The organism is Streptococcus sp. UBA3373 (assembly GCF_002360305.1).
Taxonomy (GTDB): Bacteria; Bacillota; Bacilli; order Lactobacillales; family Streptococcaceae; genus Streptococcus; species Streptococcus alactolyticus.
Window position 1 is genome coordinate 24,456 of the sequence record NZ_DEQF01000049.1, and the last position, 23,259, is coordinate 47,714.

Consider the following 23,259-nt stretch of genomic DNA (forward strand, 5'->3'; position numbering starts at 1 on the left):
ATCGTTACATATTTGTAACAAGTGTTTTTTCTTTGTTATCGTTCGCTTTTTCTATTATATTCTCCCTACTTGCCCTTCTTTCTATTTTAAGATAAACTAAAAGCTATGAGAATACAACAATTACATTATATCGTTAAAATCGTTGAAACAGGTAGCATGAATGAGGCTGCCAAGCAACTATTCATCACGCAACCTAGCCTATCAAATGCTGTTCGGGATTTGGAGCGTGAAATGGGCATCAAAATTTTTATCCGCAATCCCAAAGGAATTACCTTAACCAAGGACGGTGTGGAATTTCTTTCTTATGCGCGCCAAATTTTGGAGCAGACTGCTCTTTTAGAAGAACGCTATAAGAGCAAAGATACCAATCGTGAGCTATTTAGCGTGTCTTCACAGCATTATGCCTTTGTGGTCAACGCTTTTGTTTCTCTACTCAAGGGTGCTGATATGTCACGTTACGAGCTCTTTTTGCGGGAAACACGCACCTATGAGATTATTGACGACGTTAAGAATTTCCGTTCTGAAATCGGCGTTTTGTTTTTAAATAGCTACAACCGCGATGTCTTGACAAAGATGTTTGACGATAATCGTCTGACTTATACCAGTCTTTTTCAAGCACACCCTCATATCTTTGTGAGCCAGGATAATCCGCTTGCCAATCGCGACATAGTAACCATGAAGGATTTGGAAGACTTTCCTTATTTGAGTTACGACCAAGGGATTCACAATTCCTTCTATTTTTCAGAAGAGATTTTTTCACAAATTCCGCATAAAAAGTCTATCGTCGTGAGTGACCGTGCGACCTTGTTTAATCTCTTGATTGGTTTGGATGGCTACACCATTGCTACGGGGATTTTAAATAGCAATCTTAATGGTGACAATATCGTTTCTATTCCGCTGGATGTAGAGGATATGATTGATATTGTCTATATTCGTCATGAAAAAGCTAATCTTTCTAAGATGGGTGAGCGTTTCATTGATTACTTGCTTAAAGAAGTGCAATTTGACCAATAGATACCAAAAACTAGGACACATCCTGTTGCCATTTCAGGAGATGTCCTAGTTTTTTATTATTACCAGTCATAATGCGAACGCATTTCTTGCTTAATGAGTTCGTTAACACTATCAAAATAGAAATGATAACGGTCATAATGGATGCCAGCATAGCTTGCCAGCGTAATGATTTTATTGAGGAAATCTTGTGAGGAGAAATTTGTAGTGCGGTGTAACTCCTCCTCGTCAAAAGGCTTAATCAGATGCGCCAAGGGATTGCGTACCGAACGCTCAAATTGACGCAACTCTCTTATGATTTCCTTGATATCATAAGGCAAATGACTGTATTGCAGCAATTCTGACAAGCTCTTTGTAGTTATCTTGTCATCACGCCTAATGGCCAGATACTGATGAAAAATGGGATAATCGCTTTGCTTCATTTTGTGAAAGAGCCATGTGTCGTACTGGGCATTTTTAGCATCATGAATAAAGGTTTCAAAATTAGGAACCTCCCTCTTGGCCAAACGATAGAAAAGACGATAAAGAATGGGACTGACAGCCCTCACAAAATCAATGATTTTCTCGTTTTTTACCTTGGCTTCCAAATCCATGATATAATTGGCCAATTGCTCTTCTTCTCGAGGATTACGAATCACAGAAAAACCGTATTGCTGATAAATGGCCTGATTTTCCTCGTGATGAGCAAAGACAAAGCCCACATTTAATTCACGACGCTCTTTTAACATTTCTAAAAGATAGCAGCCTTGCTTTGGAAAGGCAGAATACTGCTCTGCAATCCTCCAAGCGTGGTGATAGGCATAAACATCCAAGAGAATATCTATGGTTTCATAGATGGGGATAGGAATGGGTGGCATCATTCAGCAATCAAGGTTTCAAGACCAACAGTCATCATATCTGTAAAGGTTGTTTGGCGTTCTTGAGCAGTTGTGTCCTCATCAGCCACAAGGCTATCTGAAATCGTCATAATACCTAGAGCTTGCACCCCATGTTTAGCAGCTAAATAGTATAAAGCTGCAGCTTCCATTTCAACGGCTTTAACACCCAATTGACCCAATTGGATATTCTTGTCCGCAAAATCAGAATAGAAAGCATCCACAGACAAGACGCTACCAACGTGTGTTTTCATGCCCAAGTCTTGCGCAATGTGGTAAGCTTTGTCAAGCAAAGTGAAATCGGCAATTTGTGGGAAATCGTACAAAGGCCATTCGTTTTTAATCATACTTGATGTGGTTGCAGCAGCTTGTGCCAAGACCAATTCACGCACATGAACATCCTTGTTCAAAGAACCCGCCGTTCCGACACGAATCAATTTTTTAACACCGTATGACGTAATCAATTCGTTGGCATAGATAGAGATAGATGGCATTCCCATACCTGTTCCCATAACGCTGACGCGGTGTCCTTTGTAAGTTCCTGTATAACCAAGCATACCACGAATGTTATTGAAACATACAGCATCTTCTAAAAAGTTTTCAGCGATAAATTTGGCACGTAATGGGTCGCCTGGCAATAAAATTTTATCGGCAATGTCGCCTGGTTTGGCTTCAATATGTATTGACATAATACTTCCTTTCACTAAATAACAGTATGGTATTTAAATACTACATTTTAGTAGCCTAGTTCAATTCTGCTAAAATAGACTTGACTAAGGTTTTGAAATCTTCTTTGATTTGTTGTGTAACGGCTACCACTTCTTCGTGGTTCAAAGAACTTTGGAAACCTGCGGCATGGTTCGTAATAGCTGAAATTCCCAAAACTTTTAAGCCTGAATGAGCAGCAACGATAACTTCTGGAACAGTTGACATGCCGACAGCATCTGCACCAAGTGTTTGGAAGGCACGGATTTCTGCTGGTGTTTCATAACATGGACCAGATACCCCAAGGTAAACCCCTTCGTCTAGGGTAATACCGATTTTTTCAGCGACCTTGTGAGCAATAGCACGGTAGTCAGCTGTGTAGGCATCCGACATATCAGGGAAACGTGGACCAAATTCGTCAAGGTTTGCCCCAATCAATGGGTTTTGACCTGTCATGTTAATGTGGTCTGAAATAGCCATCAAAGTTCCCGGGCCAAAACCAATACCACCAGCGGCATTGGTCACGATAAGCCCTTTACAACCAAGAGCTTTCATGACACGCACTGGGAAAGTCACCACTTTCATGCTGTTGCCTTCATAAAAATGGAAACGCCCTTGAAGGGCAAGTACTTTGTGCCCACCAAGGTCACCGTAAACCAATTGGCCAGCGTGACCCGCAACGGTTGACTGTCCCCAGTGTGGAATATCTTCATAAGGAATAACCACAGCATTGTCAATTTCTTCAGCTAATTCGCCAAGTCCTGAACCCAAAATCAAGCCAAATTCAGGAGCATCACAAGCTTTTGAAACTAAAAACTGGCGCGCTTCCTCGATTTTTTCAATAATTGTTTTCATAAATGACCTCTTATACTAATTTATCTAAGAAAGATTCTCCAACCATGGCTGTTGCAACACCAAAGTTTTCAGCAATTGTTGCTGAGATATCTGCAAAATGACCTTGTGGCAAGACACCCGTTTCTTTGAATGATGGACTGTAAGCCAAAAGTGGAATAAACTCACGGGTGTGGTCAGTTCCTGCATAGGTTGGGTCATTTCCGTGGTCTGCAGTCACCAAGAGCAAATCATCTTCTTTCATGTTAGCGATAATTTCTGGCAGACGGCTGTCAAATTCTTCCAAGCAATCACGGTAGCCCTCTGTGTCACGACGGTGTCCGTACATAGCGTCAAAATCAACCAGGTTAGTAAATGACAAACCTTTGGTAAATTCTGGCAATTGCATGGTTTTGAGAAGCGTATCTACACCGTGGTTGTTTGATTTGTTGTGACCCATATCATTTGTGATACCTGAACCGTTGAAAATATCGTTGATTTTACCAACACCGTAAGTTGGCACACCAGCGTCAGCCAATTTATTAAGGACTGTTGGGGCAAATGGTGACAAAGCATAGTCGTGGCGGTTAGCCGTACGAGTGAAGTTTCCTGGTTCACCAACGTATGGACGAGCAATGATACGTCCCAGCAAACTTGGACGCTCTAAAGTGATCGAACGAGCAAATTCACAAATCTTATACAATTCATCAAGCGGAATCACATCTTCGTGCGCTGCAATTTGAAGTACTGGGTCTGCTGATGTGTAAACAATCAACTCACCTGTTTTCATTTGGCGTCCGCCAAAGTCGGCGATAACTTGTGTTCCTGAATAAGGTTTGTTCGCTTCACGAATGATTTTACGACCTGAAAACTCTTCAATCTGCGTCAAGATTTCTTCAGGGAAACCGTCAAAGAAAGTGTCAAATGGTTCTGTAATGTTAAGCCCCATAATTTCCCAGTGGCCAGTCATGGTATCTTTTCCAAGTGATACTTCTTGCAATTTTGTCACATAGCCACTTGGTTGGCTTTCAGCTGGTACGGTTTTTAGGGGTATTTCGCGTGGGATATTCCCAAGACCGATTTTTGCCATGTTTGGCACGTTTAGCCCTGCGACTTCTGAAATGTGACCAAGGGTGTCAGATGTTGTATCTGGAACTCCAGCATTAAAGAATTTATCTGAATCTGGTGCTGCTCCGATTCCGACAGAATCCAAAACAACAAGGTGAATACGATTAAATGTTGACATACTTTTCCTCATCTAGGGTGGTTACGGTTAGCACCCAAAACCTCCTAATCCTTTTATGTGACAAAGATTAGCACTTTTCTAAAACATCTACGAATATATCTAACAATTAGCAGTTAGCTTCCAAAATAGTGACACCGTCTTGACCTGCGACGATAACTTTATTGACCATACCGTTAAAGAGGCCGTGGTCCACAACGCCAACCATAGCTTTTAATTTTTGGCCAAAAGCAACTGGATTGTCAATCACGCCCATATCAAGGTCAATGATGAAATTTCCCATATCAGTGACATAGCGTTCTGTATCGCTTGCCATGCGGAAAGATGGCTTGTAACCTTTGGCGTCAAATTCACGGAAAATGCGGTCGGCACCGTAAGTCACCACTTCAACTGGCAACTTGAAAGCACCCAATTTTTCAACCATTTTTGACTCATCAACTACCCAAATATACTCTTTTGTTGGGGTTGCCACGATTTTTTCCATAAGGAGAGCACCGCCGCCACCTTTGATGCCATTAAACTGAGCATCAATTTCATCAGCACCATCAACTGTCACATCAATCACGTCAATGTCATCAACTGATTTTAAGGGAATACCTAGGGATTGGGCTTGGGCTGTTGTACGGCTTGATGTTGTGACACCTGTCACTTGCAAACCTTCTTCCTTCATACGACGACCGATTTCCTCAACAAAGAAATATGCCGTTGAACCGGTTCCAAGACCAACAACCATACCGTCTTTCACGTACTGAGCAGCTGTTACACCAGCCATTTTTTTGAGTTTGTCCATAGCTACCTCTCTATATCTCATTAAAGAATTCCTATTTCCAAATACTTATTATACCATGATTTTAATAAATGCACTACCACACACTTTTTAGCCCTGGAGAACTCTTTTCCTGTCCAAAGCTTTTGATTTTAATATAAAAAGACGCCTGAATAACTTCAGGCGTCTTTTTAATGACTCAAATGCTTATTTAAACAATAACCAAGCAATTAGTCCGATAATGACTAACCAGTCTAGAAATGCTTTCCAATCAAACGGGTGTCTTGTTACTTTAAATGTTACTTTCATGGTGTTTTTTGTTACTATTTAAGTACACCCCCGAACGGGGAGTGAATAGTGATTTCTCACTATTCAAAATCGAGATGCCATTCAAACGTTATGACTAGCAAGTTGATTTTGACGATAAGCTTGTTTGTTTTAAGTTTGAATGGTTTTTAGTACTTAAATCGTTATTTCTCTTCTGTTATTTTCTTGCCTGAGAAGTCAGTTTTTACCGCACTCAGTCTTGTGTACGTGCTTCTATTATACCATGATTTTGGGCGTTTGTATTGTGTGTATTTATCAGTTAGGGGAGTTTTTGTAAGAGAGCCCTTTCTGATTGCTAGAATGCTGTTTTTACGTTACAATAGCAGTATGATTACTAATGAATTTGATACAATTGCTGCTATCTCAACTCCTCTTGGTGAAGGGGCCATTGGGATTGTCAGAATTTCTGGAACAGATGCGCTAGCGATTGCGCAAAAAATATACCGTGGGAAAGACCTAAACCAAGTGGCTACGCACACCATTAACTACGGTCACATTGTCGACCCTGATAAGGATGAAGTTCTTGATGAAGTCATGGTGTCTGTCATGCTGGCGCCTAAAACCTTTACTTGCGAAGATGTGATTGAAATCAACACACACGGCGGGGTTGCGGTGACCAATGAAATTTTGCAATTGGTTTTGCGTCAAGGAGCTCGCTTAGCAGAGCCTGGGGAATTTACCAAGCGCGCCTTTTTGAATGGTCGTGTGGATTTGACCCAAGCCGAAGCCGTGATGGATATTATCCGTGCTAAGACCGACAAAGCCATGAATATTGCCGTCAAACAGCTAGATGGCTCTTTGTCACAACTCATCAATGACACGCGCCAAGAAGTCCTCAACACACTGGCTCAAGTCGAGGTCAATATTGATTACCCAGAATACGACGATGTAGAAGAAATGACCACCGCTTTGATTCGTGAAAAAACGCAAGAATTCCAAGCACTTTTGGAAAATTTATTGCGCACCGCTCGCCGTGGGAAAATCTTGCGTGAAGGCTTGTCAACAGCGATTATTGGTCGTCCAAATGTTGGAAAATCAAGCCTGCTGAACAATCTCTTGCGTGAAGATAAGGCCATTGTCACGGATATCGAAGGAACCACGCGTGATGTGATTGAAGAATACGTGAATATCAAGGGTGTTCCGCTGAAATTGGTGGATACTGCTGGTATTCGCGAAACGGATGATGTCGTGGAAAAAATTGGTGTTGAACGCTCTAAAAAGGCCCTTGAGGAAGCTGACTTGGTTTTGCTTGTCCTCAACAGTTCTGAACCTTTGACCGATCAAGACCGCGCTCTGCTAGAACTTAGCAAAAATAGCAACCGCATCATTTTGCTCAATAAAACAGACCTGCCTGAACAAATCGAGGCTGACCAATTGCCTGAGGATGTTATTCGCATCTCCGTTCTCACCAACCAAAATATCGACCTTATCGAAGACCGCATCAACCAACTCTTCTTCGATAACGCTGGTTTGGTTGAAAAAGATGCAACCTACTTGTCAAATGCTCGCCACATTTCATTGATTGAAAAGGCGGTGCAAAGTTTGCAAGCGGTCAATGAAGGGCTTGATCTAGGAATGCCTGTTGATTTGCTGCAAGTTGATTTGACACGTTGCTGGGAAATTCTCGGTGAAATCACTGGAGATGCTGCCCCAGATGAGTTAATCACCAAACTCTTTAGCCAATTCTGTCTTGGAAAATAAAAAGCAAGAAATCACTTTTCAGATTTCTTGCCAAGTGCTGCTACTACAGTAGCGGCTTTTTTAATTTCCAGTGCTTCAATGTTAGCAATTGCTCAGAAAAATAAGCTCTGGTCTGCTCAGGGGTGTAGGTGTCATTTGACATATGAGCGACCAAGAAATCAAGCAAATCATCCATCGTTTGATAAACAAACTGCCCATCCGTGTAACACCATTTGCAATAGTCCTCGTTGAAATGCTTATCCACTTCTCTACTAATCATATCGTCCTCATCCAGCGGCATGCCACAACACTGGCAAATAAGCTTTCTTGGACTTCCTAGCAATGTATTGATTGACACGTCAAAAGTAATGGAAATCTGTTTCAGGGTTTCGATATTTGGGGTTGAATCCCCATTTTCTCAACGTGAAACAGCTTGGCGGGTAACAAACAACTTATCAGCCATATCATCCTGCGTGAGATGGTGTTTCGTGCGAATTGCTTTTAAGATATCCTTTGTTTCCATCTTTTCTCCCTCCCTCTTTGGAACACCTTCATTATAGCATGGACTTGTTTGCGTTTTCAAGCAATCGTCTGTTGCTTTTCTTGCACTAAAAAACTCGCCCGAACAGCGAGTTTTTGCCTTATTTCGAGAGAATTTCCTTGACACGCGCTTGCAAATCTGGAATCACATATTCCGCAAACCAAGGATTTTTAGCTTGCCAAATGTTATTGCGAGGCGATGGATGCACCAACGGAAAAAAGGTCGGCAAATAATCTTTGTAATGTTTGACCGTTTCAGTCAATCTGGCAGACGATTTTTGGTGCAAATAATAGCGCTGAGCGTAAGACCCCACCAAAATGTGCAATTCAATCTGCGGTGCTAGAGCGAGGGTTCGCTCGTGCCATTTTTGGGCAAAGCCCTTGCGAGGCGGCAAGTCCCTTGATTTCCCCGTACCAGGAAAATAATAATCCATCGGAACCACCGCAAAAAGCCCTGAATGGTAAAACATCTCTCGGTCAACCCCAAGCCACTTGCGCAAATTGTCCCCACTCGGGTCATTCCAATACAAGCCTGACTCTTGGGCACGAATACCTGGTGCCTGTCCGACAATATTGATGCGTGCAGTGCTTGGTACGGTAAATAAGGGCTTGATGCCTTTTTTGGTGTAGGCGATATTTTGCTCATCTGCCATAATATCTGCTACTAATTGGTCAATGGTATCCATCACATGCTCCTCAAAACAAAGAAGAGATATTCTTTTCAGAGTTCTCTCCCTTACTGTTTATTATTTGATTAATTCGTAAATAGCTTCTGCGTAAATAGCAGCTGCACGGTAAAGGTCTTCGACGTCCGCAAATTCATTGGCTTGGTGCATGGTATTCACATAACCTGGGAACATAGCGCCAAAGGCAACACCACGTTCAAGAAGACGTCCGAATGTTCCACCACCGATAACTTGTTCGTAACCTTTAAGGCCTGTTTGTTTTTCGTAAACAGAAAGAAGCGTTGCGACCAATGGGTCATCAGCTGGCACGTAGTGTGGGGTGTGTTCGTGGTCTGAAAGAGTCACGCATGTTACACCTTCCAAAGTTTCCAATTGTTCTTTGATAGCTTGTGGTGTCGTACCTTGTGGGTAACGGAAGTTAAGCGTGATTGTGTTGTCATCTGAATGACGGTCAAAGGTAAAGACACCAGCGTTCATGCTAAGGGCACCCATTTTAGCGTCTGTATAAGCCACACCCAGTTTTTTACCAGCAAAATCACGGTGTAAGACATTGGCAGTGACATTCAAGTAAGCTTTAGCTGCTCCAGCAAAGTCAAATTGGTTCAAGAAAGTTGCCAAGTAGGTTGCCCCGTTGATACCTGCTTCTGGTGTTGAACCGTGAGCTGATTTTCCGATAAGGGTCACGCGGTAAACATCACCGTCTTGTGTTAATTCTGCGGTTAAACCTTCAGCGCTTGTAAAGGCTGCCAATTTATCTTGAAGGTCTGCTAGGCTGCTGTTAGCAGTGAAGGTTGCAGTGGCAGATTCTGGTACCATATTGTCACGAAGCCCTGCTTTAAAGCTAAGCAGTTGGAAAGCACCATCGTTTTCACCAGCAAAATGCAAGTACTCTGTGATATTTCCCTTTTCCCCATTAATAATTGGGAATTCTGCATCAGGTGAGAAGCCAAAGTCAGGGTCTTTCAAGCCATTGTGGGCAAAGTAATAATCCATGTCGCCCCAGCCTGATTCTTCATCTGTACCGACGATAAAGCGTACTTTTTTAGAAACTGGCAAGCCAAGTTCTTTGATGATTTTTAGGGCATAATAACAAGCCATAGTTGGACCTTTGTCATCAGATGACCCACGCGCATACAAACGACCATCCTTGATAACAGGTTCGTAAGGGTCAGTATCCCAGCCACTACCTGCAGGCACAACGTCTAAGTGAGCAAAGATACCAAGGACTTCGTCACCTTCACCAAATTCAAAATCCCCTGCGTAGTTATCAATATTACGTATCTTGTAACCATCGCGCTCTGCCATTGCCAAGAAATGCTCCAAAGCTTTCACAGGCCCAGGTCCAAATGGGTGTTTGCTATCTGCTTGGCTATCATCACGTTCTGAATTGATGCGCAACAAGGCAAATAAGTCATCCATCATGGCGTCTTTGCGCTTGTCCACCTCTGCTCTAAAATCTACTGTCATTTTTCAAACTCCTTCTAAGATATGATTTTGCCTCCGTTTGAGAGCTATTGACGTATCATATCACACGCTTGTTTCACACAATCAGACGACTCATCGGCGTTCAATGAGGTCATCCACAGGCAAACGATAACTTGGTTCTAATGTTTCGTCGCTGTAACCAACCGTAATCAACAATTCAGGTTGGAAACGGTGGTCGATGTTTAGAATATCGTTGGTTACTGATTTATCAAATCCTAAAATCATATTGGAAGCCAAACCTTGGTCTGTTAAAGCCAATACAAAATTCATCGCCACGATACCAGCATTAAGAGCCAGATATTCTCCTTTGTGTTGGTCATCAAAAGCTGCAAATCGTGCTGGCAAGGTTTCCATGTAGTAGCTCAATTGGTCATTGCTTAATGATTTGACCCCGATACGTGCAATTTTACGCGAACGTTGCACCAAATCAGTATCCGTAAACAAGGCAACCACATATTGTGCTTCTTCCACTTGTTTTCGGTTTGGTCCAGGCATGCTTTGAGCGAGTTCTGCCTTTTTGTCCTTGACAACCACAAATTTCCAAGGTTGCAGGTTATTCGCACTTGGCGATAAGGTGGCGATTTCAATGGCTGTGCGTAAATCTTTGTAATCCACTAGTTTGTCATTGAAATGTTTGACTGCGTGACGCTTTTTGTTTAATTCTAGGAATTTCATAAGCTTCGCCCTCCTAAGATATTCTATGCCTCTTTATTTTAGCATTTTGTTAACAATTAAACAAAATTATTTTGCCAAAATCAAAAAACAACAACTAGAAAAATAATCTTAAAGAATAACAGTCAATAAAACAGGGTAATCTCCAAACTTTTGGTCAATTCTGAAAGAATATCTTTCATACAACTCCTTTCCAATCAAAAATAAAAGAACCTCGAAAGGTTCTTAAAAACTATTTAGCGTCTTTCATCTATTTTTGAGAATGTCATGACTAAAGCAAAAAAAGATGATAGCAACCTGTATTACTATAATGTCAACGGCTGGATATGCCCAGAAGTTGGGCTGCAAATTGTAGATCATTACAAGTTTTCCAAAGAATCCGAGTAAACCTGAAGCTTGAGATAAATTTGAAATATTAAGATGCTCCATGAAAACGTTAACTACCAAAAAACATTGCCACTTTAGTTACAAAAAACATAATCATAACCGCTATGGCAGATCTTATGTAGTTGAATACAAACGATACTAAATAAACTGGTGTTTGTACCAAAAGAACTAAGGCTCTCAGAAAGCCTCGTGATAAAAAGCCAACACCTTTTATCAAATAGCCAAAAAGATCGATTAAACGCTCCCCAGAGCTAGGTTTTAAGCTTTCTAGTCTAGCCTGTACTTCTTTCTGGTGTTCCCCATTTAACCCCATAATGAGACCACTTTGCATCGTCTAGTTCTTTAGCTGATGGTGGTCGTCCATTAGCAGCTTCAAACTCTTTCGTAAAAGCAACGTAATCAAATTCCTCAGTCATCCTTTTTCTCTCCTAACTCCTATTTCATATCCTACTGTTATACCATTTTCTAAGCTAAGGTGACATCCGTTTATCTTATTACAATTCTTTAGAATGATTATTAAAAACTACAGAGTATTCTGAAAAACAGTTAGTCGCTTAGATATACAAAAAGCATCCCAGAGAGATACTAATTGCAATTACTACAAAAACAAGCAGAAAAGCTCTGAGATGCAAAACTATCATAAATCGTAGGAAAATCGCTAGACAGTAGAAAATAATTTTTCCACCATCTCTAAGACCATCTAACCATCGGCACAAACAAGACTGCGACCCAAGTTAGTAGATTGATAATGATAAGCGCATAGAACCATGTCCCAACTTGGTAAGTGACTTCTAACGTGTTTTTACCAATTCGTTGGGTAACTATCGGTGTTCCAATACCAGACAAAAGGTAGTCCTTAGACGTTAATTTCTTGCCGTTTAAAACAAGCTGCGTATCTTGATACTTGGCAACTGGTAAACTAACCGTGCCGTCGTTGTCCGCATTCCAAGTCACTATCAAGGTGCTGCCGTCTTGTGATTTTTTGAAATCATCCGTGTGTTTGAGGACAAATTCCTCATACAAAACATACTTGTTGTCGGTATTTGACTTTTTAGATGGCAAGTAGTCTGGTGTTGATTTGGCAATCAAGTCCAGCAAATCATTCAAATTAGAACTGTAAAAGCTTGCTCGGACAGCTTTGGTGTTGCCAAGAACAAAGGTGTGTTTTTTGTTTTTAATAGGGTGTTTGGCTGTGTAATATTCAGTGATTTTTTCTTGCTGCAAATGCATAATTTGAGCAAAACTAACCACATTAACCAGCAATAAGCCAATCGTTACCCAGCGTGACCACTTGACATCAAAATACCTCTCAAGAATTAAAGCCACCGCTAATAACAAGAGTACCGTTGCTGGAATGAAAAAGCGGAAAGGAAATTGAATGAGGTTGACCAAGGATAGGTTCAATTTGTTGATGGAATACCAAGGGAAAATGCTGCTGGATAGCACCAAAAATAGGAAAAATGACCCTACCACCAAACGCAAGAGCGTATCAAAATGACGCCAATGTTTGAAAGTAAAATAGAGCTGGTACAAGACCATGAGCAGCAAAGGAATCGGTGTTATCAACCACTGAATGCTACGCTGATTGACCGTCATGATATACAGTTTTGAATTGATAAAAGGCTCAACCAGATTGTTGGCACGTCCGACATTTGCCAGCACCACCCAAACATTTGCCGTTAAAACAAGGGCTAGGGCGACAGCCTTGATGCCATTCCACAAAATGTTTTTCTTGTCCGTGGATTTGACAAAACCATAGAGGTAAAAAGGCAGGTAGGCCAAAATGAGCAAGAAAGCACTCAGCATATGAATCTGCACCATAACAGACACCGCCACTGCTAAACGAACAGGCGCAATTTTCTTCGTTTGAATAAAATCAATGGCAGGAATCAAGCACCAAGGCATGACGGCTGCTCCCCAGCTTGAAAATCCTTGACGGAAAGTCCAATACTGAATGGAAAACGTAGTCATGTAAAAGACCGCTATGGCTAGGGAAATCTTAGGCTTAACGCCTGCTCGCTTGGTAAGAGCATTCATGGAAAAGCCAGCGATAATGCCCATGAGAAAGCGTGACACCAGCTGATACGTGTACCAATTTCGGCTGATGAGCACTAAAAGCCCTTGAAAATAGGCAAAATACGGACCATATAAGGCGTTAACAATGCGGCCCGAACTGTAAAAGCCAAATAGCGAAATAAAGTAGCTGAAATTGCCCGTCTTTATCTGCATGGCCGTTTCGTAAAAACGGTTGTAATGAAAAAGAAAATCACTGCCAGCAATGACTCCTTTTGTTAATACTTGAGGAAGAATCAATACAAAGGCGGCTACCACGATGATAAGGCCGGATAGCCAAACCTCTTTTTCTCGGAAACGAGAAAGCCTCTCTCTTACATTCTGAAACATGATCATCTCCTTAAAAAATCCTTATCCATGTTAGCATAGTTTAGGCGATAACACAATCTAAAAACACCATTAAGCCTCTGTTTCTTCTTGAAGGCGTTCCTTGACTGCGAGCGCTACGTTTTGCGGAATGCCACACTTCCTGATAGCCTCCACATCTGCTTTTTGAATATTGGCAAGACTCTTGAAGTGTTTCATGAGCAATTGCTTGCGCTTTGGTCCCAAACCTGCAATGCCATCCAACTTAGATGAGAAGGAATTTTTACTGCGCACTTGACGGTGAAAGGTAATGGCAAAGCGGTGCACCTCGTCTTGAATACGTTGCAAAAGGAAAAATTCTTCTGAGTTGCGTGGGAGAGGAACCACCTCCAAGGGATTACCAAATAGCAATTCATGGGTTTGGTGTTTGTCATTTTTTTGCAAACCTGCGATGGGAATAGACAAGCCAAGTTGCTTTTCAATGACATCACGCGCCACATTGACCTGACCTTGCCCCCCATCAATGATAATCAAATCAGGCGGTGTTTGCCCTTCTGTCATCATGCGGTGGTAACGGCGGTAAAGCACTTCGCGCATACTGGCATAATCATCAGGCCCCACAACCGTCTTGATTTTGAATTTGCGGTAATCTTTCTTGCTTGGCTTACCGTTAATAAAGACCACCATGGCAGACACTGGGCTCGTTCCTTGAATATTGGAATTATCAAAAGCCTCGATGCGAACAGGTTTTGGAATATGCAACAAGTTTCCAATATTTTCAATAGCACCGTAGGTCTTTTTCATGTCTTTTTCAAGCAAATCAAATTTTTGTTGCAGGCTGACACGGGCATTTTTTGTCGCTAAATTGACCAAATGCTTTTTCTCACCTCGTTGCGGTTTGACGATTTTAGCATCTACCACAGCCTTAACCAAGTCCTCGTCAATGTCATTGGGAATGAAGATTTCTTTGGGTACAAAGTGCTTCTTGTCACGGTAAAATTGCCCCACATAAGTCAAGAAATCTTCCTCAGGCTCGTCATAATAAGGAAACATATTGACATCCCGCTGAATGAGTTTGCCTTGACGAACAAAGAAAACTTGGACGCACATCCACCCTTTATCGACATAATACCCAAAAATATCACGGTCCATCATGTCTTGGTTCATCACCCGTTGTTTAGTGCGCAAGGTCGAGATGGCCTGCAACAAGTCACGGTATTCTGCCGCACGCTCAAAAGCCATTTCATCTGAAGCTGCTTGCATTTTTGCCTTGAGTTCGTTGACAATTTTATCGTCTTGACCATTAAGAAAATGCTTGACGTCTTGCGCCATATCAACAAAATACTGGTGATCCACATGGCAAATCGTGTGGGCGTTGCATTGCCCTAAATGGTAGTAAAAACAAACTTTATTGGCTGGATTGGTGCATTTTTTAAAGGGGAAAATGCGGTCCAAAAGCCGTTTGATTTCATTTGCCGCCCCCGAGTCAGGATAGGGGCCAAAATACATGGCACCGTCTTTTTTGATTTGACGCGTAATGAGCAATCGTGGGTATTGCTCGTTGACCGTAATCTTGATAAAAGGGTAAGACTTATCATCTTTTAGCCGAATGTTGTACTTGGGTTGGTTTTCTTGGATGAGATTGATTTCAAGCAATAGGGCTTCAGTATTTGACCCTGTCACAATATACTCAAAATCCGCAATCTCAGACACCAATAATTCCGTCTTGGTATCGTGACTACCGTGGAAATAACTCCGAACACGGTTTTTCAGATTTTTAGCCTTTCCCACATAAATAATCTTGCCATGCTTGTCTTTGTGGATATAGCATCCTGGACTATCTGGCAATAATTGTAATTTGTGTTTAATCAGTTCGTTCATACCCTTTATTATAACAAATTCAGGACTCATAGGATAACATAAGCACACAAAAGCCACGTCAGACGTTTTGGGCACAAAAAAACTGAGCCTTTCGACTCAGATTTTTGTCAAAAATTACCAAATACCTAGAGAATATTGCATGAAGAGGCTCACGCAAGTAATTGCTACCCAACAAATAGCCCCAAGCATGATGGCTTGTCCACCAGTTTTGACCAATTTCACAGGGTTGGTATTCAAACCAATAGCTCCCATAGCCATAACGATGAAGAATTTTGAAAGAACTTTTAAGTTATCAAAAATCACAGTGTCAACACCCATGCTGCTGGCAATTGTTGTGATGATTGATGCCATCAAGAAGAATAAAATAAAGGTTGGGAAAGATTTACGCAATTGGAAGGTTTGTTTAGCTTCTCCACCATTTTTTTGCATTTTATAAGCTCTGTAAAATGACAAACCTAAGGTAATCGGGATAATAGCCAATGTACGTGTTAATTTAACAATGGTTGCTCCGTCAAGTGTATTTGAACCGTGTACAGCATCCCAAGCTGTTGCAGCCGCTGTTACAGATGAGGTATCATTAACGGCTGTACCTGCAAAGACCGCAAAACCGTGGTTTGACAAGTGAAGCAATTCCCCAAGGGTTGGGAAAATCAAGGCTGCCAAGATGTTGAACAAGAAGATAACTGAGATACTTTTAGCCACTTCTTCGTCTTTGGCTTGGATAACTGGCGCTGTCGCTGCAATGGCTGAACCACCACAAATAGATGACCCAACACCAACCAAGGTTGCTGTATTGACGTCAAGCTTCAACCATCTTTGCAAAAGAAAGGCAATGATTAACGATACCAAAATGGTGCTGATGATAATAGGTAAAGATTCTGTCCCTACTTTCACCACTTGGGTCAAGTTAAGACCAAATCCCAAAAGCACAACGGCGATTTGCAAAACGTATTTTGAAGTGAAGGCAATCCCTTCCACCGTTTGTTCACGATTAGTGTGAAAATTACCGATAATCATACCAAGCAAAATGGCAAATACCGGAGCACCAACAAGAGGGAATTTTTCCCCTAAAAACCAAGCTGGCAAGGCTAAAATGGTACAAAATAAAACACCGGGAACTTTTTTCTGAAATGTCATAATAGTTTCACACTCCTTTTCATGACAATAATTATACCCCCTCTTAACTATAATGTAAAATTATTCTTTTTTATGATATAATAACAAAAAAGAATGATAAAGGACAAATCCCACCATGTTGGACTATCGTGTGTTTACGTTTATGAAAGTATGTGAAACCATGAACTTTACCCAAGCCGCCAAGGAACTTCACATCACACAACCTGCTGTCACCAAGCACATTCAAGCCTTGGAAATCGAGTATCAAACCAAGCTCTTCACCTTTTCAGGAAAACATTGCCAATTGACGCAAAACGGCGAAGAGTTGCTGAATTTGCTCATGACCATCAACAATGACATCCAGCATTTCAAATCGGATTTGAAGAAAGATGTCAAACCATTGAATTTTGGCGCCACTTCCACCATCGGGGAATTTATCTTGTGTGACTCCTTGATTCACATCTTTTCACAATATTCCCAATACCAATTCAACATGCTGGTCAATAATACCACGTCCTTGCTCAAGGCACTGGATCAAGGAAAGATTGATTTTGCCATTATCGAGGGCTTTTTCTCCAAGGAAAAATACGATTTTCTCCCTTACACGTCAGAGCCCTTCATCGCCGTTGCTTCGTCGCAGTCAGATTTAAATGGCAAAGCTGTGACCTTGGAAACCTTGTTGGATTATCCTATTATCATCAGAGAACAGGGGTCTGGCACGCGTGAAATGCTGTCGCTCATTCTCAAAGAAAACAACCTATCTATCAATGATTTTCGACAAGTCACTGAAATTGGTAGCCTCAATATGATTCGCAGCTTAGTCGCGCACAATGTAGGGATTAGTTTTGTTTATCGCAGCGTGGTCAAAAATGAATTGGCTTCTGGAAAATTGGTGGCCATCGACCTTGATATTCCACCAGTTTGGCATGATTTTACTTTTATCTGGCGAAAAAATAGCCATTTTAAAACATTTTACCAAGATATTTTTAAACTATTTTTAGAAAATAAGGACTTGATTAAAAACCAAAATTAACGTAAACTAAGTAATTAAATGGGCACAGCTTGTAACTTAGAAAGGGCATATATGCATACAACAGTTGACATCACAGAGCTTTTACAATATGGGGAGAGGGTCACATTTAAAAAAGGGGACTGCCTAGCCACATCCATCGCAGGAGAGTCTCACGGGGACATCTTCATCCTGTCTTCAGGCATTTGCGCACTCTCGTCCATTTCTCTTGACGGCAAGGAAACCACCTACCTCTACTTTAAGAGAGAACAATTTGTCGGATTTACATCCCTTATGACAACCTTTAATTTAAATTATTATGGCAAAAAGACCTTCTCTATCATTGCTAAAACCCCTTGCGTTGCTTACCGCATTTCAAACCGCAGTTTTCAGGAATTGCTCGGTTTTCCATCTATCACAGCGCTGATGGTCAATACCCTCACTGAAAACTTGGTGTATTTGATGGAGCATTTTCATAGCAGCAAAAACGAACCTGCCCTTGTGCAATTCAGCCGCTTTTTGATGGACCAAGCTGAGCAAGAACCTTCTGGCGAGCTGTTGCTCGATACTGTCTTTACTTACCAAGAAATCGCCAGCTATCTTGGTATGCATTCTGTGACAATTGCCCGCATGGTCAAAGCCCTGCGTGAAGAAGGCCTGATTGACAAGGTTGGCCACCAAATTCGCATCATCAATCCTCAAAAAATGACAAACCTCATCACCGAAGAACAAAAAATTGATTACTAAATCATGACTACCCGTTAATGGGTGATCATGATTTTTTTGCTTCTGACAGCTTGATAGCGTGATGGACTGAAAGTCATATAAACAAACAGCTGAAGTCATCTGACTCCAGCTGTTCATTGTTAACCGACAAAAATTATTCTACAGTATGACGCTCTCCTAGTAAATAATCGTCCACATTTTCAAACATCTCTGATAGGCTAAGTGGTTTACGTCCTGTCAATTTAACAAAATCACTAACTGGAACATCTAAAAAGCCTTCTGTCACTGTTGTACCAAAACTTACCATACCTTCTGATGTAGCTTGGATAGGACTCTTACTAAAGTCACCGTCAGTATCTCTTGGAACTCCAATAGAATCGAAATAGGCATATAATTCATCGTCTGTTAATTTATTATATGCGATATGATTTCCTGTTGCCTTATTGGCAATGTCTAGAAAGTTTTGATAAGAAATCGGTTCAATACCATTAATATTCAATACTTCACGATGAAGAAGGTCATTGGAAAGGGCACAACTCACAGCAAAGGCTGCATCTCGACGAGAAATAAACCAAACTCGACCATCGCCCATATTTTTAGAAATAACCTCTTCTTTTGCATCCACTGCTCTTAAATAATCACTAATAAAAGCTTCTGCAAATAAAGAATTACGAAGGAAAATGTAGTCTAATGGTGAATTCTGAATGATAGCTTCTGTAAAACTATGGTCTATATTTTCAATACTTGGATTAAGTGGGTGACTATCTGAAAGTACTGAGGTGTATACAATTTGTCTAACATTTGCTTTAACACAAGCTTCAACTACATTTTGATGAACTTTACAACGTTTTTTCACCAACAAAAGGCATTGAAATCGGAAGTACTTTATTTGCATTTTCAAACACTTTTACAAGATTCTCCAATGAGTTAAAATCAGCTACTGCTGTCTTAATACCTTGTTCTTGATAAGGTTTTAATGCTTCCTCTCTAGGTGCAGTAAATAATAAATCGTCCTTTGGTAACAAATTTTGAATATGTTTAGCGACTTGTGAGCCAAAGTTTCCATCAACACCATTAACAACAATTTTTGTCATAATACTTCTCCTTAAAAGATATTTACTTTATTGTTAGTTTTATTATAATGTAAACGCTATCTAAAATTCAATCCTATTTTTTTATGGCCCATTAGAAATCATAATAAGGAATTATCAAAAATGGTTAGAAAATCAATAAGTGTTTGATTTTTAGAATCTTTTTGAGAAGCTAGAACAATTTCATAAGTATGCCAGCTACCTTCAATCGGAATGCTTCGAATCATTCCATCTAATTTAGATAAATTAAAATCATCTGTTCCAAATCCAATAAGTTGTTCTGATAATATATAAAAGAAACTTTCTTCAAAATCATCAACCGTCCTAGCAATATTAGGATAAAAGCCATCTTTTAGCGAACGTTCTTTCATAATGACATAACTTTTACCCATGCTCTCCTCACTCAACATTAACAAAGGATACTGATACAGTTCCGAAACATTAATAACCTGATAATCAAATAGTAGGTGTCCCTGAGCGACCAATGCATTATATCTACCTGATTTTATCACTAATTTTGAAATGTTTTTACTGGTAAATTCTTCTCCAAATGATAATGCCAAATCAGAAATATCTTTTGTAACATAGGTTTCAATATTTTTTCCTTCTACTTTTTTAATTGAATGTTGATAGGAAAGCCAATTTCTTTAAGATAGGAGATAAAAGGTAGGGGTAATCTTAAATCATATAAAGAAGTATAGGCAATACTGAGTCTTGGCTTCAAGGTATTTATTGAATGTTGTATTTGAATTTTTGTTTCTTCATACTGCTTTAACATCATTTTGCATTATTATATAGCATTTTTTCAGCTAAAGTTGGTTGAATAGGAGTCACACTTCTATCAAAAAATTTCGTGTTAAATTCTTTTTCAAGTGAAGAAATGTATTGGCTAATAGATGCTTGTGAAATAAAGTTTTTACGAGCTGTTTCTATATAATTTCTACATTCATACAAATCTATGAAGTATTTTAATTTTTCAATATGCATAGAAATTCTCATTTCATTTTTAGTTATTCTATTATATCATGAGGTATTGCAAATAATTAGAATCCTAATAAAATTATAATAAAAACCTCTTGAAACGAAACAGTTCAAAAAGTTTTGGTTATTTATCTCCCCTCCAATCGCTCCTTGAGTTTTTCAACGAAAAGATAGGCGGCGGGGCAAAAGAGGGTATTTTTAATAGTAAGGTTATTGATTTGGTAAATCTTTTTACGGTCGGTGTGGGGAAATTCACGGCACGCTTTGGGACGGACATCGTAAATGGTACACAAATTATCGCTGCCTAGGAAAGGGCAAGGCATGCTTTGGAAAACCTTGTCGCCGTCCTCGTCAACACGAAGATAAGCGTCCTCAAAGACTGATAATTTCATGCGAAAAGCCTTTGAAATGCGGGTAATATCTGCTTCAGTGAAAAGCGGTCCCAGACTTTTACAACAATTCGCACACTGGGTGCAATCAATCTCTTGAAAGACTTCCGTGTGGATTTCCTGCGTGATTTTGTCAAGGTTTTTAGGGGCCTTTTTCTTGAGGGTTGCTAAAAATTTGCGGTGTTCTTTTTGCTTTTGCTGAGCCAATTCGTGGTAACGCTCAATATCCAATTCTGTCATTTTTGCACTTTCTAACAATTTTCAATCAGAGATCATTATAGCATAAATCACAAAAGACTCAACCGCCATTTTAGCGACGCGTCAAGAGAGCAGCACGCTCCTGTTGCTTTATTTCTTGGATGAGGCGCTGAAATTCTGCAGCCACGGCTTGGCTATTAGCTCTGCTTTTTTGTGGCTGAAAGGTCAGATTTTCCAAAAAGACAGGATCGGTGCCCTTTTCTTGGTAAATATTGCCCTGAAAGAAATAACGCTTGGTCTTTTTGTCAATGGCAAGCAAGGATGAACGCCAACGTGCTTTGGGCTGAGAATTAGGTTTCCAGCTGATTTTTAATTGTTGCTCCAGATAATACCACCCCATTAAACTCAAGGAAATGGCTTGGTTTTTGTTGTGGTCTTGATAGGTACAAAACACCTCGGTCGCTTGGTCTTTGAGTGTCAAAAAAGGGTGAAAATCTTGGATGCCTTGGTAATCTTCGTAGGTCATCTCAGAAGCTTTTGTATCCTGCTGAAATACTACCGAATGAGCATCACGAAAGGGATCATAGACTTCTTCTATAACCTTTTTCTTAGACAAAATGGCCTCAATCTCAGCGTCCGAATAATAGGTAACGTCCGACACCCGAACTTTTCGGTCACTTGGCACCTGCAAAACCTGAACACTCGCACGCGCTTTTGCCGGCACAGACAAGATACCTTGATAAAGCGTCTTTTGACTAAATGTTTTGAGGCGCTTGAGGTACGAGCTATACCCTTGCTGCGAATGATTAAGGGCGTAAGATCCGTTTGCATCTTTAAAAACAATAACAAATTGTAGGTTTTTGCGTTTTTTATCCCGACGAAAAATAGGTGTGCTAAACTGGGCATCATTTTTGAATAGTTTCAGAAAATGCCCTGCCTTGACGATATGAGTGTGAGCAATGTGTTTCATGATTTTAGTGTAACACGCTAATGCTAAATTGTCACGGCAAGGTTAAAGGGCCTTGTAATCTGCGTCACTAACGGCCTCCAGCCAGATGGTTTTGGTATTATTACCAGACACCTCGATGGCAATATGGCTAAACCAAGCATTCTTTTTAGCGCCATGCCAATGTTTAACGTTAGCTGGAGTGACGATGACCTTGCCTGGCTCAAGGCTTACCGCTTCCTTGCCTTCTTCTTGATACCAACCTTGCCCAGCTGTGCAAATCAATACCTGACCGCCACCCTTATCTGCTTGGTGAATATGCCAATGATTGCGACAACCAGGCTCAAAGGTCACATTTGCGAGAAATAAAGGCGACTCCTCATCCACCAAGGGATTGAGAAAAGATTGCCCGTCAAAATACTGTGCAAAAGCATCATTTGCCTGCCCTTTTCCGAAAACATTTGCCTGATCAAATGCCACTTTGTCCATTTCTGTATTCGTCATAGTAAACTCCCTTCTTTAATCGTCCTACCAAATGTCCTTAGCTAGGCGAAAAACAGCCCAAGCTTTTGGTCAGCCTGCATAGAAAGCCACATGGGTAACTACTGCCGCTATTTCTTCCTTGCTAACGCCGTGATTTTTAGCATTTTCAAGGTGATGCGCCATCGAACTATCGGTTATACCTTGTGCCATGAGGGTCACTACCGTAATAAGGCAGCGGGTTTTCAAGTCAATAGCCGTGTCGTTCCAATTTTCACCAAAAAGCACATCATCGTTAAAATGAGCAAATGCTGGCGCAAAATCACCCAATTGGTCACGTCCTGCTGTTTGTTTAATGGTCATTGTTCTCTCCTTTCTGGTAGAAAGTAAAATCACATCACTTAAAGTTTAAATGAACTAATCCTTTTAACTGTTTCAGGATCAACATGGGAAAAGAATTGACTCTCCCCCATATCAAGTTTCAAAATTGCTTCCATATCATCTTTTGTTAAAACAAAATTAAAGACATCAAAATTTTGCTCCATACGATTTTTATGCACGGTCTTAGGAATGACAATAACATCACGTTGAATCAAATAACGAAGGGCGACTTGTGCAGCCGATTTATGGTATTTTCGCCCAATATTAACAAGTGTTTCATTTGTAAAGAAATCATTGCGCCCTTCTGCGAATGGTCCCCAAGATTCTATTTGAATACCATATTCATCCATTGTCTGACGGGCTTTCAATTGTTGATTAAAGACATGTGTCTCAATTTGATTGACCATAGGCGTAACATCCGCAAAAATAGCTAAATCTGCCACACGATCAGGGGCAAAATTGCTAATACCAATT

27 protein-coding genes are annotated in these 23,259 nt (G+C 40.6%); 4 read left to right on the plus strand and 23 right to left on the minus strand.

What is annotated here, in order from left to right; all coding sequences use genetic code 11:
* Positions 1 to 105: 105 nt before the first annotated feature.
* On the plus strand, positions 106 to 1,014 hold the full coding sequence (locus B3R79_RS06250; protein WP_154455061.1) for a LysR family transcriptional regulator: 909 nt from the start codon (positions 106 to 108) through the stop codon (positions 1,012 to 1,014).
* Between the two features lie 59 nt (positions 1,015 to 1,073).
* Here the strand turns inward: B3R79_RS06250 and B3R79_RS06255 are convergent, their stop codons facing one another.
* The 5 genes from B3R79_RS06255 to rpiA form a co-directional block, all read right to left on the minus strand.
* A complete protein-coding gene (locus B3R79_RS06255) occupies positions 1,074 to 1,871 on the minus strand; it encodes a LytR family transcriptional regulator (RefSeq protein ID WP_240928822.1) in 798 nt (265 codons plus the stop codon).
* The gene (gene deoD, locus B3R79_RS06260; RefSeq protein WP_154455060.1) at positions 1,868 to 2,575 is read right to left on the minus strand and encodes a purine-nucleoside phosphorylase; all 708 of its coding nucleotides are present in this window, start codon (positions 2,573 to 2,575) and stop codon (positions 1,868 to 1,870) included. The genes B3R79_RS06255 and deoD overlap by 4 nt, the downstream gene beginning before the upstream one ends.
* A gap of 55 nt (positions 2,576 to 2,630) precedes the next feature.
* Complete coding sequence (locus tag B3R79_RS06265) at positions 2,631 to 3,446, minus strand: purine-nucleoside phosphorylase (protein WP_154455059.1); 816 nt, start codon at positions 3,444 to 3,446, stop codon at positions 2,631 to 2,633.
* Positions 3,447 to 3,456: 10 nt separating this feature from the next.
* The gene (locus B3R79_RS06270; protein ID WP_293695710.1) at positions 3,457 to 4,668 is read right to left on the minus strand and encodes a phosphopentomutase; all 1,212 of its coding nucleotides are present in this window, start codon (positions 4,666 to 4,668) and stop codon (positions 3,457 to 3,459) included.
* A gap of 106 nt (positions 4,669 to 4,774) precedes the next feature.
* On the minus strand, positions 4,775 to 5,455 hold the full coding sequence (rpiA, locus tag B3R79_RS06275; protein ID WP_293695786.1) for a ribose-5-phosphate isomerase RpiA: 681 nt from the start codon (positions 5,453 to 5,455) through the stop codon (positions 4,775 to 4,777).
* Positions 5,456 to 6,085: 630 nt separating this feature from the next.
* On the opposite strand from rpiA, the gene mnmE reads away from it, so the two are divergent.
* Positions 6,086 to 7,459 (plus strand): tRNA uridine-5-carboxymethylaminomethyl(34) synthesis GTPase MnmE, encoded by a 1,374-nt coding sequence (gene mnmE / locus B3R79_RS06280; protein ID WP_293695713.1) that lies wholly within the window; start codon positions 6,086 to 6,088, stop codon positions 7,457 to 7,459.
* 43 nt (positions 7,460 to 7,502) lie between these two features.
* On the opposite strand, the gene B3R79_RS06285 is transcribed toward mnmE, so the two are convergent.
* The 9 genes from B3R79_RS06285 to B3R79_RS06325 form a co-directional block, all read right to left on the minus strand.
* Positions 7,503 to 7,796, minus strand: coding sequence for a zinc ribbon domain-containing protein (locus B3R79_RS06285; protein ID WP_293695716.1), 294 nt, complete (start codon positions 7,794 to 7,796; stop codon positions 7,503 to 7,505).
* Positions 7,797 to 7,856: 60 nt separating this feature from the next.
* A complete protein-coding gene (locus B3R79_RS06290; RefSeq protein WP_293695719.1) occupies positions 7,857 to 7,961 on the minus strand; it encodes a helix-turn-helix domain-containing protein in 105 nt (34 codons plus the stop codon).
* A 118-nt stretch (positions 7,962 to 8,079) separates the two neighbouring features.
* Positions 8,080 to 8,664, minus strand: a complete 585-nt coding sequence (locus B3R79_RS06295) for a uracil-DNA glycosylase family protein (RefSeq protein ID WP_154455055.1) — start codon at positions 8,662 to 8,664, stop codon at positions 8,080 to 8,082.
* A gap of 60 nt (positions 8,665 to 8,724) precedes the next feature.
* Complete coding sequence (gene pepV, locus B3R79_RS06300; protein ID WP_154455054.1) at positions 8,725 to 10,131, minus strand: dipeptidase PepV; 1,407 nt, start codon at positions 10,129 to 10,131, stop codon at positions 8,725 to 8,727.
* A 90-nt stretch (positions 10,132 to 10,221) separates the two neighbouring features.
* Entirely contained in the window at positions 10,222 to 10,824 is a 603-nt protein-coding gene (locus tag B3R79_RS06305) for a nitroreductase family protein (RefSeq protein WP_168260892.1), read from the minus strand.
* Between the two features lie 656 nt (positions 10,825 to 11,480).
* Positions 11,481 to 11,624 (minus strand): hypothetical protein, encoded by a 144-nt coding sequence (locus B3R79_RS06310; protein ID WP_293695722.1) that lies wholly within the window; start codon positions 11,622 to 11,624, stop codon positions 11,481 to 11,483.
* Between the two features lie 274 nt (positions 11,625 to 11,898).
* Positions 11,899 to 13,611, minus strand: coding sequence for a hypothetical protein (locus tag B3R79_RS06315; RefSeq protein ID WP_293695724.1), 1,713 nt, complete (start codon positions 13,609 to 13,611; stop codon positions 11,899 to 11,901).
* A 69-nt stretch (positions 13,612 to 13,680) separates the two neighbouring features.
* Entirely contained in the window at positions 13,681 to 15,468 is a 1,788-nt protein-coding gene (gene uvrC / locus B3R79_RS06320) for an excinuclease ABC subunit UvrC (RefSeq protein ID WP_269725792.1), read from the minus strand.
* A gap of 114 nt (positions 15,469 to 15,582) precedes the next feature.
* Positions 15,583 to 16,605 (minus strand): YeiH family protein, encoded by a 1,023-nt coding sequence (locus B3R79_RS06325; protein WP_206151195.1) that lies wholly within the window; start codon positions 16,603 to 16,605, stop codon positions 15,583 to 15,585.
* A 115-nt stretch (positions 16,606 to 16,720) separates the two neighbouring features.
* Here B3R79_RS06325 and B3R79_RS06330 point away from each other — a divergent pair, with 115 nt between their 5' ends.
* Positions 16,721 to 17,617: a LysR family transcriptional regulator gene (locus B3R79_RS06330; RefSeq protein WP_293695727.1), complete on the plus strand. Its 897-nt coding sequence runs from the start codon at positions 16,721 to 16,723 to the stop codon at positions 17,615 to 17,617.
* A gap of 51 nt (positions 17,618 to 17,668) precedes the next feature.
* On the plus strand, positions 17,669 to 18,340 hold the full coding sequence (locus B3R79_RS06335) for a Crp/Fnr family transcriptional regulator (RefSeq protein ID WP_168260896.1): 672 nt from the start codon (positions 17,669 to 17,671) through the stop codon (positions 18,338 to 18,340).
* A gap of 133 nt (positions 18,341 to 18,473) precedes the next feature.
* On the opposite strand, the gene B3R79_RS06340 is transcribed toward B3R79_RS06335, so the two are convergent.
* From B3R79_RS06340 to B3R79_RS06380, 9 genes are all read right to left on the minus strand, one after another.
* Positions 18,474 to 19,214, minus strand: coding sequence for an NmrA family transcriptional regulator (locus B3R79_RS06340; RefSeq protein WP_293695731.1), 741 nt, complete (start codon positions 19,212 to 19,214; stop codon positions 18,474 to 18,476).
* The gene (locus tag B3R79_RS06345) at positions 19,159 to 19,413 is read right to left on the minus strand and encodes a hypothetical protein (protein ID WP_235300358.1); all 255 of its coding nucleotides are present in this window, start codon (positions 19,411 to 19,413) and stop codon (positions 19,159 to 19,161) included. Before B3R79_RS06345 ends, B3R79_RS06340 begins: the two co-directional genes overlap by 56 nt.
* A gap of 98 nt (positions 19,414 to 19,511) precedes the next feature.
* A complete protein-coding gene (locus tag B3R79_RS06350) occupies positions 19,512 to 19,973 on the minus strand; it encodes a hypothetical protein (protein ID WP_293695733.1) in 462 nt (153 codons plus the stop codon).
* Positions 19,974 to 20,187: 214 nt separating this feature from the next.
* Positions 20,188 to 20,397, minus strand: coding sequence for a helix-turn-helix domain-containing protein (locus tag B3R79_RS06355; protein WP_293695736.1), 210 nt, complete (start codon positions 20,395 to 20,397; stop codon positions 20,188 to 20,190).
* A 122-nt stretch (positions 20,398 to 20,519) separates the two neighbouring features.
* On the minus strand, positions 20,520 to 21,020 hold the full coding sequence (locus B3R79_RS06360; RefSeq protein WP_154455045.1) for a YkgJ family cysteine cluster protein: 501 nt from the start codon (positions 21,018 to 21,020) through the stop codon (positions 20,520 to 20,522).
* A gap of 70 nt (positions 21,021 to 21,090) precedes the next feature.
* Positions 21,091 to 21,948, minus strand: coding sequence for a hypothetical protein (locus B3R79_RS06365; RefSeq protein ID WP_293695738.1), 858 nt, complete (start codon positions 21,946 to 21,948; stop codon positions 21,091 to 21,093).
* A 42-nt stretch (positions 21,949 to 21,990) separates the two neighbouring features.
* Positions 21,991 to 22,428, minus strand: a complete 438-nt coding sequence (locus B3R79_RS06370) for a cupin domain-containing protein (protein ID WP_293695741.1) — start codon at positions 22,426 to 22,428, stop codon at positions 21,991 to 21,993.
* A 69-nt stretch (positions 22,429 to 22,497) separates the two neighbouring features.
* Positions 22,498 to 22,767 carry a carboxymuconolactone decarboxylase family protein gene (locus tag B3R79_RS06375; protein WP_293695744.1) on the minus strand — a complete coding sequence of 90 codons (270 nt, stop codon included), beginning with the start codon at positions 22,765 to 22,767 and terminating at the stop codon, positions 22,498 to 22,500.
* 38 nt (positions 22,768 to 22,805) lie between these two features.
* A partial coding sequence (locus B3R79_RS06380; RefSeq protein WP_293695747.1) for an aldo/keto reductase occupies positions 22,806 to 23,259 on the minus strand: 454 nt, incomplete at its 5' end.

Bases quoted from the DNA above. Each gene is read 5' to 3' on its own strand.
- B3R79_RS06335 (WP_168260896.1), top strand. From the start codon at position 17,669: ATGCATACAACAGTTGACATCACAGAGCTTTTACAATATGGGGAGAGG.
- B3R79_RS06295 (WP_154455055.1), bottom strand. From the start codon at position 8,664: ATGGATACCATTGACCAATTAGTAGCAGATATTATGGCAGATGAGCAA.
- B3R79_RS06315 (WP_293695724.1), bottom strand. From the start codon at position 13,611: ATGTTTCAGAATGTAAGAGAGAGGCTTTCTCGTTTCCGAGAAAAAGAG.
- B3R79_RS06370 (WP_293695741.1), bottom strand. From the start codon at position 22,428: ATGACGAATACAGAAATGGACAAAGTGGCATTTGATCAGGCAAATGTT.
- B3R79_RS06365 (WP_293695738.1), bottom strand. From the start codon at position 21,948: ATGAAACACATTGCTCACACTCATATCGTCAAGGCAGGGCATTTTCTG.
- B3R79_RS06325 (WP_206151195.1), bottom strand. From the start codon at position 16,605: ATGACATTTCAGAAAAAAGTTCCCGGTGTTTTATTTTGTACCATTTTA.
- mnmE (WP_293695713.1), top strand. From the start codon at position 6,086: ATGATTACTAATGAATTTGATACAATTGCTGCTATCTCAACTCCTCTT.
- B3R79_RS06265 (WP_154455059.1), bottom strand. From the start codon at position 3,446: ATGAAAACAATTATTGAAAAAATCGAGGAAGCGCGCCAGTTTTTAGTT.
- B3R79_RS06255 (WP_240928822.1), bottom strand. From the start codon at position 1,871: ATGATGCCACCCATTCCTATCCCCATCTATGAAACCATAGATATTCTC.
- B3R79_RS06330 (WP_293695727.1), top strand. From the start codon at position 16,721: ATGTTGGACTATCGTGTGTTTACGTTTATGAAAGTATGTGAAACCATG.
- B3R79_RS06340 (WP_293695731.1), bottom strand. From the start codon at position 19,214: ATGCAAATAAAGTACTTCCGATTTCAATGCCTTTTGTTGGTGAAAAAA.
- uvrC (WP_269725792.1), bottom strand. From the start codon at position 15,468: ATGAACGAACTGATTAAACACAAATTACAATTATTGCCAGATAGTCCA.
- B3R79_RS06345 (WP_235300358.1), bottom strand. From the start codon at position 19,413: ATGACAAAAATTGTTGTTAATGGTGTTGATGGAAACTTTGGCTCACAA.
- B3R79_RS06375 (WP_293695744.1), bottom strand. From the start codon at position 22,767: ATGACCATTAAACAAACAGCAGGACGTGACCAATTGGGTGATTTTGCG.
- B3R79_RS06250 (WP_154455061.1), top strand. From the start codon at position 106: ATGAGAATACAACAATTACATTATATCGTTAAAATCGTTGAAACAGGT.
- B3R79_RS06305 (WP_168260892.1), bottom strand. From the start codon at position 10,824: ATGAAATTCCTAGAATTAAACAAAAAGCGTCACGCAGTCAAACATTTC.
- rpiA (WP_293695786.1), bottom strand. From the start codon at position 5,455: ATGGACAAACTCAAAAAAATGGCTGGTGTAACAGCTGCTCAGTACGTG.
- B3R79_RS06270 (WP_293695710.1), bottom strand. From the start codon at position 4,668: ATGTCAACATTTAATCGTATTCACCTTGTTGTTTTGGATTCTGTCGGA.
- B3R79_RS06310 (WP_293695722.1), bottom strand. From the start codon at position 11,624: ATGACTGAGGAATTTGATTACGTTGCTTTTACGAAAGAGTTTGAAGCT.
- B3R79_RS06360 (WP_154455045.1), bottom strand. From the start codon at position 21,020: ATGACAGAATTGGATATTGAGCGTTACCACGAATTGGCTCAGCAAAAG.
- deoD (WP_154455060.1), bottom strand. From the start codon at position 2,575: ATGTCAATACATATTGAAGCCAAACCAGGCGACATTGCCGATAAAATT.
- pepV (WP_154455054.1), bottom strand. From the start codon at position 10,131: ATGACAGTAGATTTTAGAGCAGAGGTGGACAAGCGCAAAGACGCCATG.
- B3R79_RS06355 (WP_293695736.1), bottom strand. From the start codon at position 20,397: ATGCATATTGAAAAATTAAAATACTTCATAGATTTGTATGAATGTAGA.
- B3R79_RS06290 (WP_293695719.1), bottom strand. From the start codon at position 7,961: ATGGAAACAAAGGATATCTTAAAAGCAATTCGCACGAAACACCATCTC.